Below are 15,020 nucleotides of genomic sequence, written 5' to 3' on the forward strand. Positions count from 1 at the left end.
ATAGTACACTTTTTTGACAAACTGTAACAATAAGAGATAAGCAAGGATAATTAGACCCCAGTAGAAGAAGAATTGAACAGGCAAGTGTGCTAAGTCAATAATTGATCCATATGAACTTAAAATCAATGTAAAGCCAACGACAAATGCGCCAATTGTGGAAAGAATGACTGGCAATGAAGGACGACTTTGCAAGAAGGGGACTTTTTTGGTACGCAAGATATGGAAAGCCAAAGCTTGTGTACCTAAGCTGACTGCAAACCAACCTGCTTGGAAAAGGTTAGCATGGGCAACTGTATTGAAGCCAAAGACATACCACAATACAAGGAAAGTGATGATGTCAAAGATAGAAGACACGGGTCCAACAATAAATGCAAAACGGGCAAGACCTTTAGTTTGCCATTTCACTGGACGCGCAATGTCTTCTTCGTCAACATTATCCCAAGGGATTGAAAGTTGACTCATGTCATAAATCAGATTCAAAGTTAAAATTTGTAAACTGAGCATTGGCAAGAAAGGTAAAAAGGCGCTAGCCACCAAGACTGAAAAGACATTCCCAAAGTTTGAGGATAAAGTGATACGAATATACTTCATCATGTTTGTAAATACTTTACGTCCTTCAGTGACACCAGTTTCCAAAACCTGTAAACTTTTCTCGAGCAGAATGATATTTGAGGCGTCTTTAGTAATATCAGCTGCAGTGTCAACTGAAATCCCGATATCTGCCGCACGTAAACTTGGGGCGTCATTTATTCCGTCTCCCATAAAACCAACCGTGTGAACCTTACGAATAAGTTCAATAATTCGTGCCTTTTGCATTGGATTTAATTTTGCAAAAAGGTGTACTTCCATAGCTGTATTGAACAGTTCTTCATCATCCATAAGATCAATTTCACTTCCGATACAATAACGATCAACCGGAATTCCAACATCTTCACAAACTTTTTGCGCTACAATGGCATTATCACCTGTCAACACTTTTACAGTTACACCGTGATTTTGTAAACTATTGATTGCTTTAGCAGCAGATTCTTTAGCCGGATCTAGGAAACCGATAAATCCGACAAGTGTCATATCACGCTCGCTATCAGAGTCAAAGTCTTCTAGTTCATCATCTGAAATGATTCGTTCAGCAATAGTTAAGACACGCATGCCTTGCATATTCATTTCACGGTTGACTTCTTTCATCTCCGCTAAACGTTCTTCCGTAATTTCAACACGTTTCCCGTCTTCCATTACATGTGTACAGATGGCTTGCATCTCCTCAACGGCACCTTTTGTGACCATTAAATTTTTATTATCGGTTTTTACAACGACAGATAAAAGACGACGTGAGAAATCAAAAGGAATCTCATCTACTTTTGTAATATTTTCATCAGGCAATTCACGGCCCAATTTTTTGAAATAGTCAATGACAGCAACGTCCATCAGATTTTTCCAACCGGTTTGGAAGTTAGAATTGATAAAAGCGGAATTTAATACTTCATCTGCCTTATTGCCACGAGAATTTACATATTCAACCATAACGACACGGTCTTCTGTAATTGTGCCTGTCTTGTCTGTACAAAGTATATCCATCGAACCTAGATTCTGGATAGCAGATAGATTTTTTACAATGACTTTTTCTTTACTGAGAGCCACTGCACCTTTAGCCAAGTTCGCATTGACAATCATGGGCAGCATTTCAGGTGTAAGACCGACAGCTACGGCGATGGCAAAGAAGAATGATGTTTCGAAATCGCCTTTTGTTACCCAGTTCAAAACCAAAACAACTGGGAACATAATCGCAACTAAAGTCAATAGAAGGCGACTTACACGGCTCAATCCTTTATCAAAAGCGGATTCAACCTTTGTTGCTGTAGCTTTACTGGCAATATCACCGAACATGGTAGAAGCACCAGTTTTAACGATTAAAATCTCACCATTTCCTGATAAGACATCAGTTCCCATAAAGAGAACATTTGGAGCATCAAGTGCTGACGTAACTTCCCAATCAATTTGCTCATCTTCATCTAAATCCTCCGGCAAACGCTTCTCGACTGGGAAAGATTCACCGGTTAAAGAGGCTTGATTGATAAAGAGATCTCGGTGTGAGAGCAGAATAGCATCTGCTGGAATCATATCTCCCGTTTGAAGTTGAATAATATCTCCTGGAACAACTTCGTCCATTGGGATTTCAAAATTTTCCGCTCCACGTTTAACATTTGTGGTATTTTCAATCATCTCATGTAAAGCGATTGAAGCTTTTTGTGACTTGTATTCCTGTACAAAACTAACACCAGCAGATACGGTAACCATGAGCAACATGTAAAGTGCGCCCTCCATATCTCCTGTCAATGCGGAAACAACCGCCAAAAAAGCAAGAACAAAAACAAATGGATTTTTAAAAGCATGGAGCAGAATAATATACCATGGAACGGGTTGCTGACTTGCAACCACATTCGGTCCGTATTCGTCTAAGCGTTCCTCAGCCTGTTCAGCGTTCAAACCCGTAAAACTCGTGTTTAAACGTTCAAAAAGCTCGTCACGATTCAACTGTGCCAACTCTTTAAGCACATCGTTTTTGTTTGTTTTCATTTTTTGCATACTTGCACCTCCCTCGTTTCTAGGGCGTAAACCTTTAAAAAGTTTACTTTTCTTTTATTATGGTGTGGTTTGCGAAATTCCTCTCTTTATTCTACTACAAATTATAGGATAGTCCTATGAAGTTACTTAATCGAAATTATAAAGTAATTTATTATACATACATGAACACACTTCACTTCTTAGTGTTATATTTGTAACCAAAACCAGATGAACCACATGTAAACTTAGTTGACACATTCTTGACAACTCCTCTTGTCTTGCTCGAAAGGTTATACACATGTTTACAACTTTATTTTTGTACAAAAAAAAACATGTGGAAAGATATGGAAGCACCTTTCCACATGTTAATAACTGTAGTTTAAATTACTAATTCCGCATCAAGTTCAATAGGAACTGATGCTAAAGCTTTAGAAACCGGACATGTTGCTTCGATTTCTTTTGCTAACTTTTGGAATTCATCATCAGAAATTCCAGCAATTTTAGATTGGTTTTTCAGATGGATTTTTGTAATCGCAGGACCATCGGCTGTTACCGCAAAAGTAACATCTGCTTGGGTATAGATATTATTGACCTTGTAACCTTTTTCGCTTAAAAGCAATGAGAATGCCATGCTGAAACAAGCAGCATGTGCTGCACCCAAAAGTTCCTCAGGGGTTGTTATTGATGCCGAATGCTCAGCGCGCGCTTCAAAATTATAAGGTGTATCAGTAAATACTTGTGAAGAATCTAGACTGATGGTACCTGAACCATTTTCTAAATCTCCTTGCCATTGTGCTGATGCTGTGGATACATTTGCCATATTTTTCTCCTTTTTTATATTATAAATAGTTAGTTTGCCTATATTCTCAGTATAGGATTTTATTATAGCCTTTTCAAGAGATTGGGCTCAGACTTATTTGACATTATTTGAAAATAAATGTAGAATTTGTACTATCAGAAGAGTAGCTTTTCAAAGAATTCTTTAGGAAGTTGACGGTTGTGCAAGTCAATGTTTTCAGAAAAGTGAATGGACTGATAATAACAAAAATGATTTTAAGCAATATAAATCACGGCTGCTCCCGTTAACAAAGCACTCGTTCCTAGGACGAGCTAGAGGAAATTCTTTAGGAATTTCGAATTACGGTGGTACCGCGTGCTAACGCCCGTAAAGTATTTTTACAATGCTTTACGGGTTTTTTGTTATAAAAATTTGTACATCAAGAAGGAGAGAACTATCATGAATAAACCTACAATCTTAACTGGCGATCGCCCTACGGGCAAACTCCATATCGGACATTATGTTGGCTCACTTAAAAATCGTGTGCTTCTACAAAATACAGGAAAATACAACATGTTTGTTTTCCTTGCCGACCAACAAGCACTCACCGATCATGCTAAAGAACCAGAAAAAATTATCCAATCTGTTGGAGACGTGGCTTTAGATTATTTGGCTGCTGGCCTCGATCCAGAAAAATCAACCATTTTTATCCAGTCTCAAATTCCTGAATTGGCAGAACTTTCAATGTATTATATGAATTTAGTCTCTCTAGCACGACTTGAACGTAATCCTACAGTTAAAACAGAAATTGCTCAAAAAGCCTTTGGTGAATCTATTCCTGCTGGCTTCTTAGTTTATCCTATCGCTCAAGCCGCAGATATTACAGCCTTTAAAGCCAATCTGGTTCCTGTAGGAAATGACCAGAAACCAATGATTGAACAATGTCGCGAAATCGCCCGTTCTTTCAATAATGCATATGACTGTGACGTTTTAGTTGAACCTGAAGGACTTTATCCAGAAAATGAAGCGGCAGGACGTCTTCCTGGCCTTGATGGGAATGCAAAAATGTCTAAATCACTTGGTAACGGCATCTATCTGGCTGATGATATGGATACGCTCAAAAAGAAAGTGATGAGTATGTACACAGATCCCGACCACATCAAGGTTGAGGATCCAGGTAAAATTGAGGGCAATATGGTCTTCCATTATCTTGATGTTTTTGGACGTGAGGAAGATGCTACTACTATTGCTGAGATGAAAGAGCATTATCAAGCTGGGGGCTTAGGAGATGTAAAAACTAAACGCTATCTATTGGACATTCTCGACCGTGAACTCTCTCCTATTCGTGAACGCCGCATCGAATTCGCTAAAGACATGGGCGCTGTTTATGATATGCTTCAAGCGGGCTCTGAAAAAGCACGCGCTATTGCTGCAAATACCTTATCTGAAGTAAAATCAGCGATGGGTATTAACTACTTTGATGCTAAATAAAAAGAAGGCAAAAACTTATGACAACTCAAGAAAAAATTGCCGCATTTGCCAAGAAAACCCATGAGAATAACAATGATGGACATGGCTTTGATCACGTCAGTCGCGTTGTCAAGCTCGCAAAGCAAATTCTTGCTACTGAGCCCCTTGCAGATTCGGATTTAGTTATTGCTACGGCCTACCTGCACGATATCTATGATGAAAAGCTCTGTGCCAATGTTACCAAACAAAAACAGGACCTTGCAGCCTTCTTAACTTCCTTAGATTTTTCCAAAGAGAATCAGGATAAAATCTTTTACATCATTGACAATATGAGTTACTCTACTAACCTTTTGGAGAAAAAAGAACTTGACATCAATGGTCAAATCGTCCAAGATGCCGACCGTCTTGATGCGATGGGCGCTTGGGGCATTGTGCGGACTTTAGAGTATGGCTGGGCCAAAGGTCGCACCTTTTACGACCCACAAATATTACCCGAAAAGTTTGAGAATAAGCATACTTACCACCAAAACCAAGGCACAACGCTCAATCATTTTTACGAAAAGCTCTTTTTGCTCAAAAATTTACTAAACACAGCACATGCTAAAAAATTAGCTGAGAAAAGAGATAAAATTATGCATGATTTTGTCACGGCTATCGAAGATGAATACAATATTTAGAAGGAAAAGATATGGACTTAGAGAAAAATGATTCTTATATGAAAAATCAGAATACTTGTCTTATTTTTGCTCACCGTGGCTCAAAATGTAACCGACCTGAGAATACGTTAGCCGCCTTCCAAGAAGCTCTTCGTGTCAAATCAGACGGTATTGAACTCGATGTCCACCTGTCTAAGGATAATCAATTGGTCGTCATTCATGACGAAAAAGTCAATCGGACAACCTCTGGAAAAGGGCGTGTCCGTGACTTAAGACTGGCAGAACTTAAACAATTAGATGCTGGCTCTTGGTTTGATAGCCGTTTCAGGGGAGAACGTATTCCTACATTACAGGAAGTTATAAATCTGCTGACAAAAGAGAACTTTACAGGCTTCTTAAACATTGAGTTTAAGACCGACATTGTTGACTACCCAGATATCGAAGAAAAAGTATTGGGGTTGGTTGCTCAACAAACTCTTCCATTTACAATCATCTATTCTTCTTTTAATGTCAATACACTTCGGCGGCTTCAGAATCTCGGTGTAAAAGATGAAATAGCCTACCTTGCAGGTAAAAAATTACAGAAGGTAAGCCTAAATAAAGTAGAGAACTTTATGTCCAGTCTTCATTTGAAAAAAAAGTATGTTTTAAAGTACCCCGAACTTCTAGCTTCTGATCATCGGCCAATCCGGCTCTGGGGGATTGATTCGAAAACGGACATGCGCTATGCCTTTCAGCATAATATAGCAGGAATTTTTACAGATTTTCCTGAAAAAGCACGACACATCAGGCAAGATTTATAAAAATTATTGAACTCATAAAAAACATGCCAATGCATGTTTTTTTTTACATTCATAACTTCACAAATTTTTCAAAGAAATAGCATAATATTCAATTATGATAGCGGAGTCATTTTTCTTTACATTCTATTTCACAAGGGATATAATGAAACTATATGTGTTCAATGTCAAAGACATTTGACATATATTTTTAATGGAAGGAGAATCTATGCAATATATCAATTATCTCGGGCAGGATGCCTATACTAACATTGCGATGGATTCTTGGTTATTAAACAATCTGAAAGCAGACGAACCCGTATTTTCCCTTTGGCAAAATAAGCGCGCTGTTATCGTTGGACGTAACCAAAATACTTTTGCTGAGATAAACCAAGATTATATTGATCAACATGATGTACAAGTTGTACGTCGCGTATCTGGTGGTGGTGCTGTCTATCATGATGAGGGAAATATTTGTTTTACATTTTTTGTTCCCGTAGCCAGTTCAGCCCAGGTCAACTTTCATCAATTCGTGAAACCCATGTATGATGCACTTCGCTCCCTTGGTATTGAAGCCGAAATTACTGGAAGAAATGATTTAGAAATTTCGGGGAAAAAAGTTTCGGGGAACGCTCAACGTTACGCTGGTGGTTACCTTATGCACCACGGTACTTTACTTTGGGATACTGATGTGGAGGCGATGATCCGCTCACTGAATGTCTCTGACGAAAAGTTTGTCTCTAAGGCTGCTAAATCTGTCCGCGCACGTGTGGGGAACATTAAAGACTTTGCCCCTGACTTAAACTTAGATACTTTTATCGATGCCCTCAAATACTATTTGACGGACCAAGGTAAAGATGGTGAATATATTCTGAGCGATGAACAGCTGGCTGGTATAAAGGTTGCACGTGATGAACAATTTTCAACTTGGGATTGGAATTATGGTGAAAGCCCTAAATTCAGTTTCAACAACCATGCCAAATTTACTGGTGGATCAATTGATATCCAAGTTGACGTTGATAATGGTCTGATTACTGATATTAATTTCTTGGGGGATTTCCTTGGTGTCCGTGACTGGCGTGATATCAAACAAGATTTTATCGGTCTTCCGTTTAATCCAGATGCTGTCTATGAAGTTTTAGAGAAAAACAAAGCAGGTCAGTATTTTGGAACAATTGAAAACAACGAACTTTCACAGCTTTTTAGAGCTGATGAATTAGTTTAAAAACAAGAATGAAGAAGAAAGTGAGATATTTATGTCAAACAGCACAAAAATCCTCGATTTCAAAGAACAATTAGAATTACAAGATAGCGCATTTCCAACGCTTCAAATCTTAGACGAAAATGGAAAAATCGTTGACGAAGAAGGCCTTAAACGTGCCGATCTTTCAGATCAAGATTTAGTAGAACTCTTTAAAAACATGCTTCTTAGTCGTCAAATTGACATCCGTTGCATGAAGCTTGCTAAGCAAGGACGTATGGGATTCTTTGGACCAACTGCAGGTCAAGAAGCTTCTCAAATGGCTTCTGCTTTTGCATTCACTGACGAAGACTGGCTTTTCCCAGGTTATCGTGACTTGCCACAAATTTACGCAAAAGGTTGGCCAATTTGGAAGGGGCTCCTCTGGTCTCGTGGTCACCAACTCGGTAACGAATATACAACAGACGAAGGTGCGGAAGTAAAATCTTGGTTCCCACAAATCATCATTGGTGCTCAATATGTTGAAGCTGCTGGTGTTGCTTTGGGCCTTAAAAAACGTAAAAAAGATGCAGTTGCCTTTGTTTACACAGGTGATGGTGGTTCATCTCAAGGTGATACTTATGAAGGTATCAACTTTGCTTCTGCTTACAAAGCTCCTCTTGTTGCTTTTATCCAAAATAATGGTTATGCAATCTCAACACCACGTGAACTCCAAACAGCAGCACCTCACTTGGCTGCTAAAGGTTGGGCAGCTGGTGCGCCATCTATCGTTGTAGACGGTAACGATGCAATCGCTATGTATTTAGCAGCTAAAGAAGCTCGTGCTTGGGCTGTTGCTGGTAATGGACCGGTAGTTATTGAAGCTCTTACTAACCGTTTGGAGCCACATTCAACAGCTGGTGATGATCCACTTCGTTACCGTAGCCAAGAAGGACTTGATGCTTGGTGGGCAAAAGAGCCATTGCTCCGTATGCGTACTTACTTGACTGAAAAAGGTATCTGGGATGATGCTCAAGAAGAAGCTTATATCGCAGAACTTGATGCTCGTATCGATGCAGACATCAAGAAAGCAAATAATGTTGAAAAACAAAAAATCTCAAGCTTCTTGAAAAACACACTTGAAGTACCTAGCCAAGTGATGGCAGAACAAATTGCAAAATTTGAAAGTGAGGGCAAGTAAACATGGCAGTAAAAACTTATATTGCAGCAATCACAGAAGCGCTTGACTTGGCGCTTGAACGTGACGAAAACACATTGATCTTCGGTGAAGACGTTGGACAAAATGGTGGGGTATTCCGTGCAACCGACGGACTCCAAGCCAAACACGGAGAAGACCGCGTCTTCAACACACCTTTAGCTGAATCTGGTATTGGTGGTTTAGCAATTGGTCTTTCAACTCAAGGCTTCCGCCCTGTTATGGAAATCCAATTTGGCACATTTGTGTATGAAGTTTTTGACTCAATTGCTGGACAAATGTCTCGTACACGTTACCGTTTTAACAACACACGTCATAACCCAATTGTTATCCGTACACCTTATGGTATCGGTACAAAAACACCTGAAATGCATGCCGATTCTATTGAAGGGCTCTTTGCTCAAATTCCTGGACTCCGTGTTGTTATGCCTTCAAATCCGGCTGATGCTAAAGGTCTCCTTTTGGCAGCCATTGAAAATAATGACCCTGTAATGTACCTTGAAAACTTACACCTTTATCGTTCTGTTAAGGGTGAAGTTCCAGAAGGTTATTACACAACACCTTTGGACCAAGCAGTGGTTGCTAAAGAAGGTTCAGACGTTTCAATTATCGCTTATGGTGGTACAGTTCCTTTGGCTATCAAGGCTGCTGAACAACTCGAAAAAGAAGGTGTTAGCGCTGAAGTTCTTGATTTGCGTACTGTTTCACCACTTGACATCAAATCAATCGGTGAAACAGTTGAAAAAACTGGACGTGTTGTTGTCGTTCAAGAAGCTCAACGTACAGCTGGTATTGCTGCTAACGTTATGGCGGAAATTTCAGAACGTTTCGTTCTGTCACTTAAAGCACCTATCGGCCGTGTAGCGGGGCCAGATTCTATCTTCCCATTTGCTCAAGCCGAAAATGACTGGGCAATTAAAGCTGACGATATTGTGAAAAAAGTGAAAGAGGTAGTAGATTATGACTGAAATTTTTAAAATGCCTGATATCGGCGAAGGCATGCACGAAGGCGATATCGCCAACTGGCTTGTAAAAGTCGGAGATGTCGTTAAAGAAGACGATCCAGTAGCCGAAGTACAAAACGACAAATTGATGCAAGAAATTTTGTCTCCTTACTCTGGTACTGTAACAAAACTTTTCGTTGAAGCTGGAACAACTGTTGAAGTTGGCGCTCCACTTATCGAATATGATGGAGATGGCTCAGGTGAAGCTGGTACTACTGAAGCATCTCCCGCTGCTGCTTCTGAAGCTCCTTCAGGTGATGCTCAAATCTTCACTATGCCTGATATCGGTGAAGGTATGCACGAAGGCGATATCGCCAACTGGCTTGTAAAAGTCGGAGACGACGTCAAAGAAGATGATCCTGTTGCTGAAGTACAAAACGACAAATTGATGCAAGAAATCTTGTCTCCTTACTCTGGTAAAGTTACAAAACTCTTTGTTGAGGCTGGAACAACTGTTGAAGTCGGCGCTCCACTTATCGAATATAATGGTAATGGTTCTACAGCTGCCGCTACCTCAGCTCCTAAAGCTGCTCCAACAGCAGCTGCCGATACAGCACCTTCTGCTCCTAAAACTGAAGGTGGTGCTACAACACGTACTACTGCAGACGGTCGCGTTCTTGCGATGCCATCTGTACGTCACTATGCGCGTGAACACGGTATTGATTTGACTCAAGTTCAATCTACAGGTCGTCATGGACACACAACCTTGGCAGATGTCAAAGCCTTTGCTTCTGGCGCAGCTGCTCCTAAAGCCGCTGCTCCTGCGGAAGCTAAGCCAGCTCCTAAGGCTGATGCAGCTAAACCTGCTGCTCCTAAACCAGCTCCAGCTCCTGTACAAGCAGCTGAAGGTGATCGTCGTGAGCCAATGACGCCAACACGTAAAGCCATCTCAAACGCGATGAGCACACAAAATGCAAATATTCCAGCGGTTACTAACTTTGACCAAGTGGAAGTTTCTAAACTTGTTGCTCACCGTAAAGAATACAAAGAAATTGCGGCTAAACAAGATGTTAAACTTACTTACCTTGCTTACGTGACTAAAGCCTTGGCTGCTACAGCTAAGAAATTCCCAGAAATTAACGCATCTATCGACGGTACGGATATTGTTTACCATAAAGATGTAAACATTGGTATCGCCGTAAATGCGCCAAGCGGACTTTATGTACCTGTGATTAAAAATGCAGATAAGAAATCAATCTTTACTATTGCTAAAGAAATTTCTGAACTTGCTGAAGCTGTACGTACTGGTTCTATCAAACCAGACCAAATGCGCGGTTCAACAATCACAATTTCAAATATTGGTTCTGCTCGCGGCACTTGGTTTACACCAATCATCAATGGTTCTGACGTTATGATCCTTGGCCTTGGTTCAATCGTTAAAGAACCAATCGTTAACGCTGAAGGTGAATTAGCTGTTGGTCAAAACATGAAGCTTTCTGTAAGCTACGACCACCGTCTCATCGATGGTATGCTCGGACAAGGTTCATTGAACTATCTTAAGAGTCTTTTAGCTGATCCAGCTTACATGCTCATGGAAGTTTAAGAAGAAAAGAGGAAAGAATAATTATGGTTGTTGGTGCACAAGCCACTGAAGTAGATACAGTTGTCATCGGATCAGGCCCTGGCGGTTACGTTGCGGCGATTCGCGCGGCTGAACTTGGTAAAAAAGTTGTTGTTATCGAAAAAGATAACGTAGGTGGGGTATGCCTTAATATTGGTTGTATCCCTTCAAAAGCCTTGATTAACGTGGGACACCACTATCAAGACGCTCTTAAACAAGAAGCAGGCAAAAGTCCCTTTGGACTTTCTAACGGTGAAGTAAATCTTGATTGGGCAGCTGCTCAATCATGGAAAGATGAAAAAGTTGTGAAGCAACTCACTGGCGGTATCGCAATGCTCCTGAAAAAGCATAAAATTGAGTTGATTAAAGGAACAGCTGAATTCATCGATAATGAAACAATTAACGTGGAGCAAGAAGACGGCTTCCAATTGTTGAACTTCCAAAATGCAATTATTGCTACAGGTTCACGTCCAATTGAAATCCCAAGTTTCCCTTACGGCGGACGCATTATTGATTCAACAGGTGCGCTTAATCTGAAGGAAATCCCTAAACATTTGATTATCGTTGGTGGTGGTGTTATCGGTTCTGAACTTGGTGGCGCCTACCGTATGTTAGGTTCTAAAATTACTATTGTTGAAGGATTAGATCACATCTTAAATGGTTTTGACAAAGAAATGTCAGACATTATTGCTAACCGTGTAAAAACTGCTGGTTCAGAAATCTTCACTTCTGCTATGGCAAAATCTGCGACTCAAACAGATACAGATGTTACTTTAACTTTCGAAGTAGATGGTAAAGAACAAACAGTTACGGGTGACTACTTGCTCGTATCCGTAGGTCGTCGTCCAAATACTGATATGCTAGGTCTTAACAACACTGACGTTAAGCTTACAGATCGTGGCCTCATCGAAGTCGATGACTCATTCCAAACTTCTGTACCGCACATCTATGCTATTGGTGACGTTGTTCCTGGACCAATGCTCGCACACAAAGCATCATTCCAAGCGAAGATTGCTGCTGCTGCCATTGCGGGCGGAGAAGACGCTGTGGACTTGCATATCGCTCTTCCTGCTGTTGCTTATACAACAACAGAGTTGGCTACTGTAGGTGAAACACCTGAATCTGTAAAAGATCGCATAGATCAAGTTAAAATCAGCAAATTCCCATTTGCAGCTAACGGACGTGCTATCTCAATGGACGATACAACAGGTTTCATCCGTTTAATTACAGAGAACAAAGAAGGAGCCGTTATTGGTGCTCAAATCGTTGGTCCTGGAGCTTCTGACTTGATTTCAGGTCTTGCTCTTGCGATTGAAAACGGTTTGACTTCAAAAGATATTTCCTTGACTATCCAGCCTCACCCAACACTTGGTGAAGCAATCATGGATACAGCTGAAATTGCTGATGGATTACCTATCCACGTTTAAAAGAATAAAAAGCATTCATCTGAATGCTTTTTTTATTCTTTCATTATGTCGGCCCAATCTTTCATTCCATCTAAAAACTTTTTAGATTTCAAATGAATACCGACATACTCGTCGTAGATACCATCAATAAATAAACGTATCTTTTCTTTCATCTCTCTTTTAACAGATATTTTCTCGAGTTGATCTAAAGATATTTCCTGAAAGAGATTGACCAAATAAAGAACGTTAGGATCCAGATGTAAGCGACGCATATCCTCATCAAAATGATTTTTGCAAAGGCAAGCGTTGAATTTATAGGAATAATCAAAAGGACCTTGCTTACTATGGCAAAAAGCACATTCCGTACAATTTAGAGCAACTCCAAAACGACTTAAAACTTGGATTTCAAAAATATTGGTAATGATTTCTTTATCAAAACCTTGATCCAACAAGTCCATACACTTAATCACGAAAGCATAAAGAGAAGAATCATATTGGTTATCCGGAATTGCTGCATCGGCTAGACTAATAATATAAGAAGCATGAGCATTAAGGAAGATATCCTCACTGATATGCTTGTAAGTTACAGCTTCACTCACATCATCAAGAAAGGAAAAACCTTCATCATTGATTGTTCCCATCAAACTTGCAGCTGTAAAGTTTTGTAAACTGCTGGCATATTTAGAACGTGCAAAATTTTTAACAAAAAACATACGCTTGCCAAAAGACTCAGTAAAAATCTTGACCAACTTATCCTTTTCACGATAATTTTTAGTATACAGGACGAGCCCACGGGTTTCAACACTCTTCATTCTTATATTTTACCACACCACTTAAATAAGGGCTAATGAGTGTCACTGAACGTAAAATATTGATTAAAATATGAAATTAGGTATAAATAACATATAATGAGTTTCAACTAAAACGTAGTTAAAAACGTAACTAATTTTTGTCAGGCAAGGAGCTGTATATCTGAGATATATGGCTTTTTTTATTTAAAAACCATAATCTTCTTTTAAATCAAGTAAAATTTTTTTGACTTTTGGAGATAGGCCGTCCTTTTGTTCTCTCTCTAATCCTTCCAGCTTCTTTATCAAGTTCCGCATTACCTCTCCGAAATTTTTATTGCTTACATCCAAACAGGCTAAGTATATAGCTCTCATTTCCTCATCAGTTTCATAGAGCCTCGTTTTCCTAAGAGTGTACATTTTTAAGAGGTGTTTTCTTTGTCTATCAGTTATCATAGTATATCTCCTCAAGGTTTTAGGGTATTATCGTTATTCCAATGTAAATTAATTCAAATATTTTTCTGTAAATTCAAAGAAAAAGTTCAATTTTCCAGTCAACATCAAAATTACAATAATAATTAAAAATAGCATTGTCCAGGCCCACGAGGCAGTACTTCTCCTCCTCATTAAAGCCCCCCCATAGAAAATAAATACCTCTTTTTTTGAGCAATATCATATCTACCATATAATTGATTAAATATTTTTTTAGCTCCCGCAGTAAGGCCTAAAGGTTGGATTTCTTTACTTTCCAATCTTTCTAAATTCCTCAACAACTGACCTACTGCATCTTCAAAGGTCTTATTTTGGTTTATCCTTAAAATGAACCTATCAAATGAATTGCGTTCCCCATACGTCAAAGAGCTGTCCGAAATAATCAACTCCTTAATTTCATCTATAATTTTATTCTCAAATTCAGATTTACTATCCATAATTTTATGATCCCAGAGTTGCTGGGTTGCCCCCTCCTGAAATTCTTTGTTGAGCTTTTATAGCTTCTTCTTGACGTTTTCTCTCTTTCTATTGATTAACTTTTATTGTTTTTTACCTCGACTCTTTTTTGTGCTTACTTTTTTAACTCTTTCAATTTTTGATAAACAATTTTGCTATCTAAATCACCAATGTAAATATCATAACTATAAACTTTACAGAAATACTGATCAGCCTCAGATTCCGTATATGCCGAAGCCTTTTCTACCCAATCATTCAAATATTTCATAACGGGTTGAGTTTCAATAATTTCATTGTTCAATTTTGTTAAAGCATTTGATGCAATTTGATGAAATGTAGGAGAGAGAAGTTCTGTATCTAAAAAATATTTTAAAGAATTTTGAACAAAATCAAAGAGTTCATTCAACATTTTTAAATTTTGTATTGAAGCTTCATGAGTAATAAATTTCCCTAAAACTCCCATAGTTCTGCTACGCTTTGCTAATTGGAAAACAAGACTATTTTTATCATACTTATCATTCATTCGGAGTACCTCCTCTACCATAAGGAGAGTATGAAGGAATACTATTTTTACTCTCATTCACTTTCTCTAATGCTGCGTCCCAGCCTTGCCCTAAGTTATTAAAGTGATCTTTAGGGTCATCTTTAGAAGGAACTCCTGCTCCTGGTTTT

At 39.1% G+C, this 15,020-nt stretch carries 14 protein-coding genes; 8 read left to right on the plus strand and 6 right to left on the minus strand.

The window, feature by feature from the left end; translation table 11 throughout:
* Nucleotides 1–2,583: magnesium-translocating P-type ATPase (mgtA, locus tag LACDD01_RS07545; RefSeq protein WP_061414176.1), on the minus strand; the 2,583-nt coding region annotated here is incomplete at its 3' end.
* 358 nt (nucleotides 2,584–2,941) lie between these two features.
* On the minus strand, nucleotides 2,942–3,382 hold the full coding sequence (locus tag LACDD01_RS07550) for an OsmC family protein (RefSeq protein ID WP_019292147.1): 441 nt from the start codon (nucleotides 3,380–3,382) through the stop codon (nucleotides 2,942–2,944).
* A 417-nt stretch (nucleotides 3,383–3,799) separates the two neighbouring features.
* Between LACDD01_RS07550 and trpS the strand changes: the two genes are divergently transcribed.
* From trpS to lpdA, 8 genes are all read left to right on the plus strand, one after another.
* On the plus strand, nucleotides 3,800–4,831 hold the full coding sequence (trpS, locus tag LACDD01_RS07555; protein WP_061414046.1) for a tryptophan--tRNA ligase: 1,032 nt from the start codon (nucleotides 3,800–3,802) through the stop codon (nucleotides 4,829–4,831).
* Nucleotides 4,832–4,848: 17 nt separating this feature from the next.
* A complete protein-coding gene (locus tag LACDD01_RS07560) occupies nucleotides 4,849–5,487 on the plus strand; it encodes an HD domain-containing protein (protein WP_061414048.1) in 639 nt (212 codons plus the stop codon).
* An 11-nt stretch (nucleotides 5,488–5,498) separates the two neighbouring features.
* Nucleotides 5,499–6,269 (plus strand): glycerophosphodiester phosphodiesterase, encoded by a 771-nt coding sequence (locus LACDD01_RS07565; protein ID WP_061414050.1) that lies wholly within the window; start codon nucleotides 5,499–5,501, stop codon nucleotides 6,267–6,269.
* A 205-nt stretch (nucleotides 6,270–6,474) separates the two neighbouring features.
* Complete coding sequence (locus tag LACDD01_RS07570; protein WP_019292151.1) at nucleotides 6,475–7,470, plus strand: lipoate--protein ligase; 996 nt, start codon at nucleotides 6,475–6,477, stop codon at nucleotides 7,468–7,470.
* Between the two features lie 31 nt (nucleotides 7,471–7,501).
* Nucleotides 7,502–8,626, plus strand: a complete 1,125-nt coding sequence (locus tag LACDD01_RS07575) for a thiamine pyrophosphate-dependent dehydrogenase E1 component subunit alpha (RefSeq protein ID WP_003133590.1) — start codon at nucleotides 7,502–7,504, stop codon at nucleotides 8,624–8,626.
* A gap of 2 nt (nucleotides 8,627–8,628) precedes the next feature.
* Complete coding sequence (locus LACDD01_RS07580; protein WP_003133589.1) at nucleotides 8,629–9,609, plus strand: alpha-ketoacid dehydrogenase subunit beta; 981 nt, start codon at nucleotides 8,629–8,631, stop codon at nucleotides 9,607–9,609.
* Nucleotides 9,602–11,188 carry a 2-oxo acid dehydrogenase subunit E2 gene (locus LACDD01_RS07585; RefSeq protein WP_061414052.1) on the plus strand — a complete coding sequence of 529 codons (1,587 nt, stop codon included), beginning with the start codon at nucleotides 9,602–9,604 and terminating at the stop codon, nucleotides 11,186–11,188. The genes LACDD01_RS07580 and LACDD01_RS07585 overlap by 8 nt, the downstream gene beginning before the upstream one ends.
* A gap of 23 nt (nucleotides 11,189–11,211) precedes the next feature.
* A complete protein-coding gene (gene lpdA, locus LACDD01_RS07590) occupies nucleotides 11,212–12,633 on the plus strand; it encodes a dihydrolipoyl dehydrogenase (protein ID WP_061414055.1) in 1,422 nt (473 codons plus the stop codon).
* 32 nt (nucleotides 12,634–12,665) lie between these two features.
* Here the strand turns inward: lpdA and recO are convergent, their stop codons facing one another.
* The 4 genes from recO to LACDD01_RS07610 form a co-directional block, all read right to left on the minus strand.
* Nucleotides 12,666–13,424 carry a DNA repair protein RecO gene (gene recO, locus LACDD01_RS07595; protein WP_019336065.1) on the minus strand — a complete coding sequence of 253 codons (759 nt, stop codon included), beginning with the start codon at nucleotides 13,422–13,424 and terminating at the stop codon, nucleotides 12,666–12,668.
* Nucleotides 13,425–13,607: 183 nt separating this feature from the next.
* Nucleotides 13,608–13,856: a hypothetical protein gene (locus LACDD01_RS07600; RefSeq protein WP_061414057.1), complete on the minus strand. Its 249-nt coding sequence runs from the start codon at nucleotides 13,854–13,856 to the stop codon at nucleotides 13,608–13,610.
* A 170-nt stretch (nucleotides 13,857–14,026) separates the two neighbouring features.
* A complete protein-coding gene (locus LACDD01_RS07605; RefSeq protein WP_061414058.1) occupies nucleotides 14,027–14,329 on the minus strand; it encodes a hypothetical protein in 303 nt (100 codons plus the stop codon).
* A 134-nt stretch (nucleotides 14,330–14,463) separates the two neighbouring features.
* Nucleotides 14,464–14,871, minus strand: coding sequence for a hypothetical protein (locus LACDD01_RS07610; RefSeq protein WP_061414060.1), 408 nt, complete (start codon nucleotides 14,869–14,871; stop codon nucleotides 14,464–14,466).
* Between the last annotated feature and the right edge of the window lie 149 nt (nucleotides 14,872–15,020).

Origin of the sequence: Lactococcus sp. DD01, assembly GCF_001578715.1 — a bacterium.
Lineage (GTDB): Bacteria > Bacillota > Bacilli > Lactobacillales > Streptococcaceae > Lactococcus > Lactococcus petauri.

What these genes read in the sequence shown, in the direction of transcription:
- LACDD01_RS07550 (WP_019292147.1), bottom strand. Translation starts at nt 3,382, where the DNA reads ATGGCAAATGTATCCACAGCATCAGCACAATGGCAAGGAGATTTAGAA.
- trpS (WP_061414046.1), top strand. Translation starts at nt 3,800, where the DNA reads ATGAATAAACCTACAATCTTAACTGGCGATCGCCCTACGGGCAAACTC.
- LACDD01_RS07560 (WP_061414048.1), top strand. Translation starts at nt 4,849, where the DNA reads ATGACAACTCAAGAAAAAATTGCCGCATTTGCCAAGAAAACCCATGAG.
- LACDD01_RS07565 (WP_061414050.1), top strand. Translation starts at nt 5,499, where the DNA reads ATGGACTTAGAGAAAAATGATTCTTATATGAAAAATCAGAATACTTGT.
- LACDD01_RS07570 (WP_019292151.1), top strand. Translation starts at nt 6,475, where the DNA reads ATGCAATATATCAATTATCTCGGGCAGGATGCCTATACTAACATTGCG.
- LACDD01_RS07575 (WP_003133590.1), top strand. Translation starts at nt 7,502, where the DNA reads ATGTCAAACAGCACAAAAATCCTCGATTTCAAAGAACAATTAGAATTA.
- LACDD01_RS07580 (WP_003133589.1), top strand. Translation starts at nt 8,629, where the DNA reads ATGGCAGTAAAAACTTATATTGCAGCAATCACAGAAGCGCTTGACTTG.
- LACDD01_RS07585 (WP_061414052.1), top strand. Translation starts at nt 9,602, where the DNA reads ATGACTGAAATTTTTAAAATGCCTGATATCGGCGAAGGCATGCACGAA.
- lpdA (WP_061414055.1), top strand. Translation starts at nt 11,212, where the DNA reads ATGGTTGTTGGTGCACAAGCCACTGAAGTAGATACAGTTGTCATCGGA.
- recO (WP_019336065.1), bottom strand. Translation starts at nt 13,424, where the DNA reads ATGAAGAGTGTTGAAACCCGTGGGCTCGTCCTGTATACTAAAAATTAT.
- LACDD01_RS07600 (WP_061414057.1), bottom strand. Translation starts at nt 13,856, where the DNA reads ATGATAACTGATAGACAAAGAAAACACCTCTTAAAAATGTACACTCTT.
- LACDD01_RS07605 (WP_061414058.1), bottom strand. Translation starts at nt 14,329, where the DNA reads ATGGATAGTAAATCTGAATTTGAGAATAAAATTATAGATGAAATTAAG.
- LACDD01_RS07610 (WP_061414060.1), bottom strand. Translation starts at nt 14,871, where the DNA reads ATGAATGATAAGTATGATAAAAATAGTCTTGTTTTCCAATTAGCAAAG.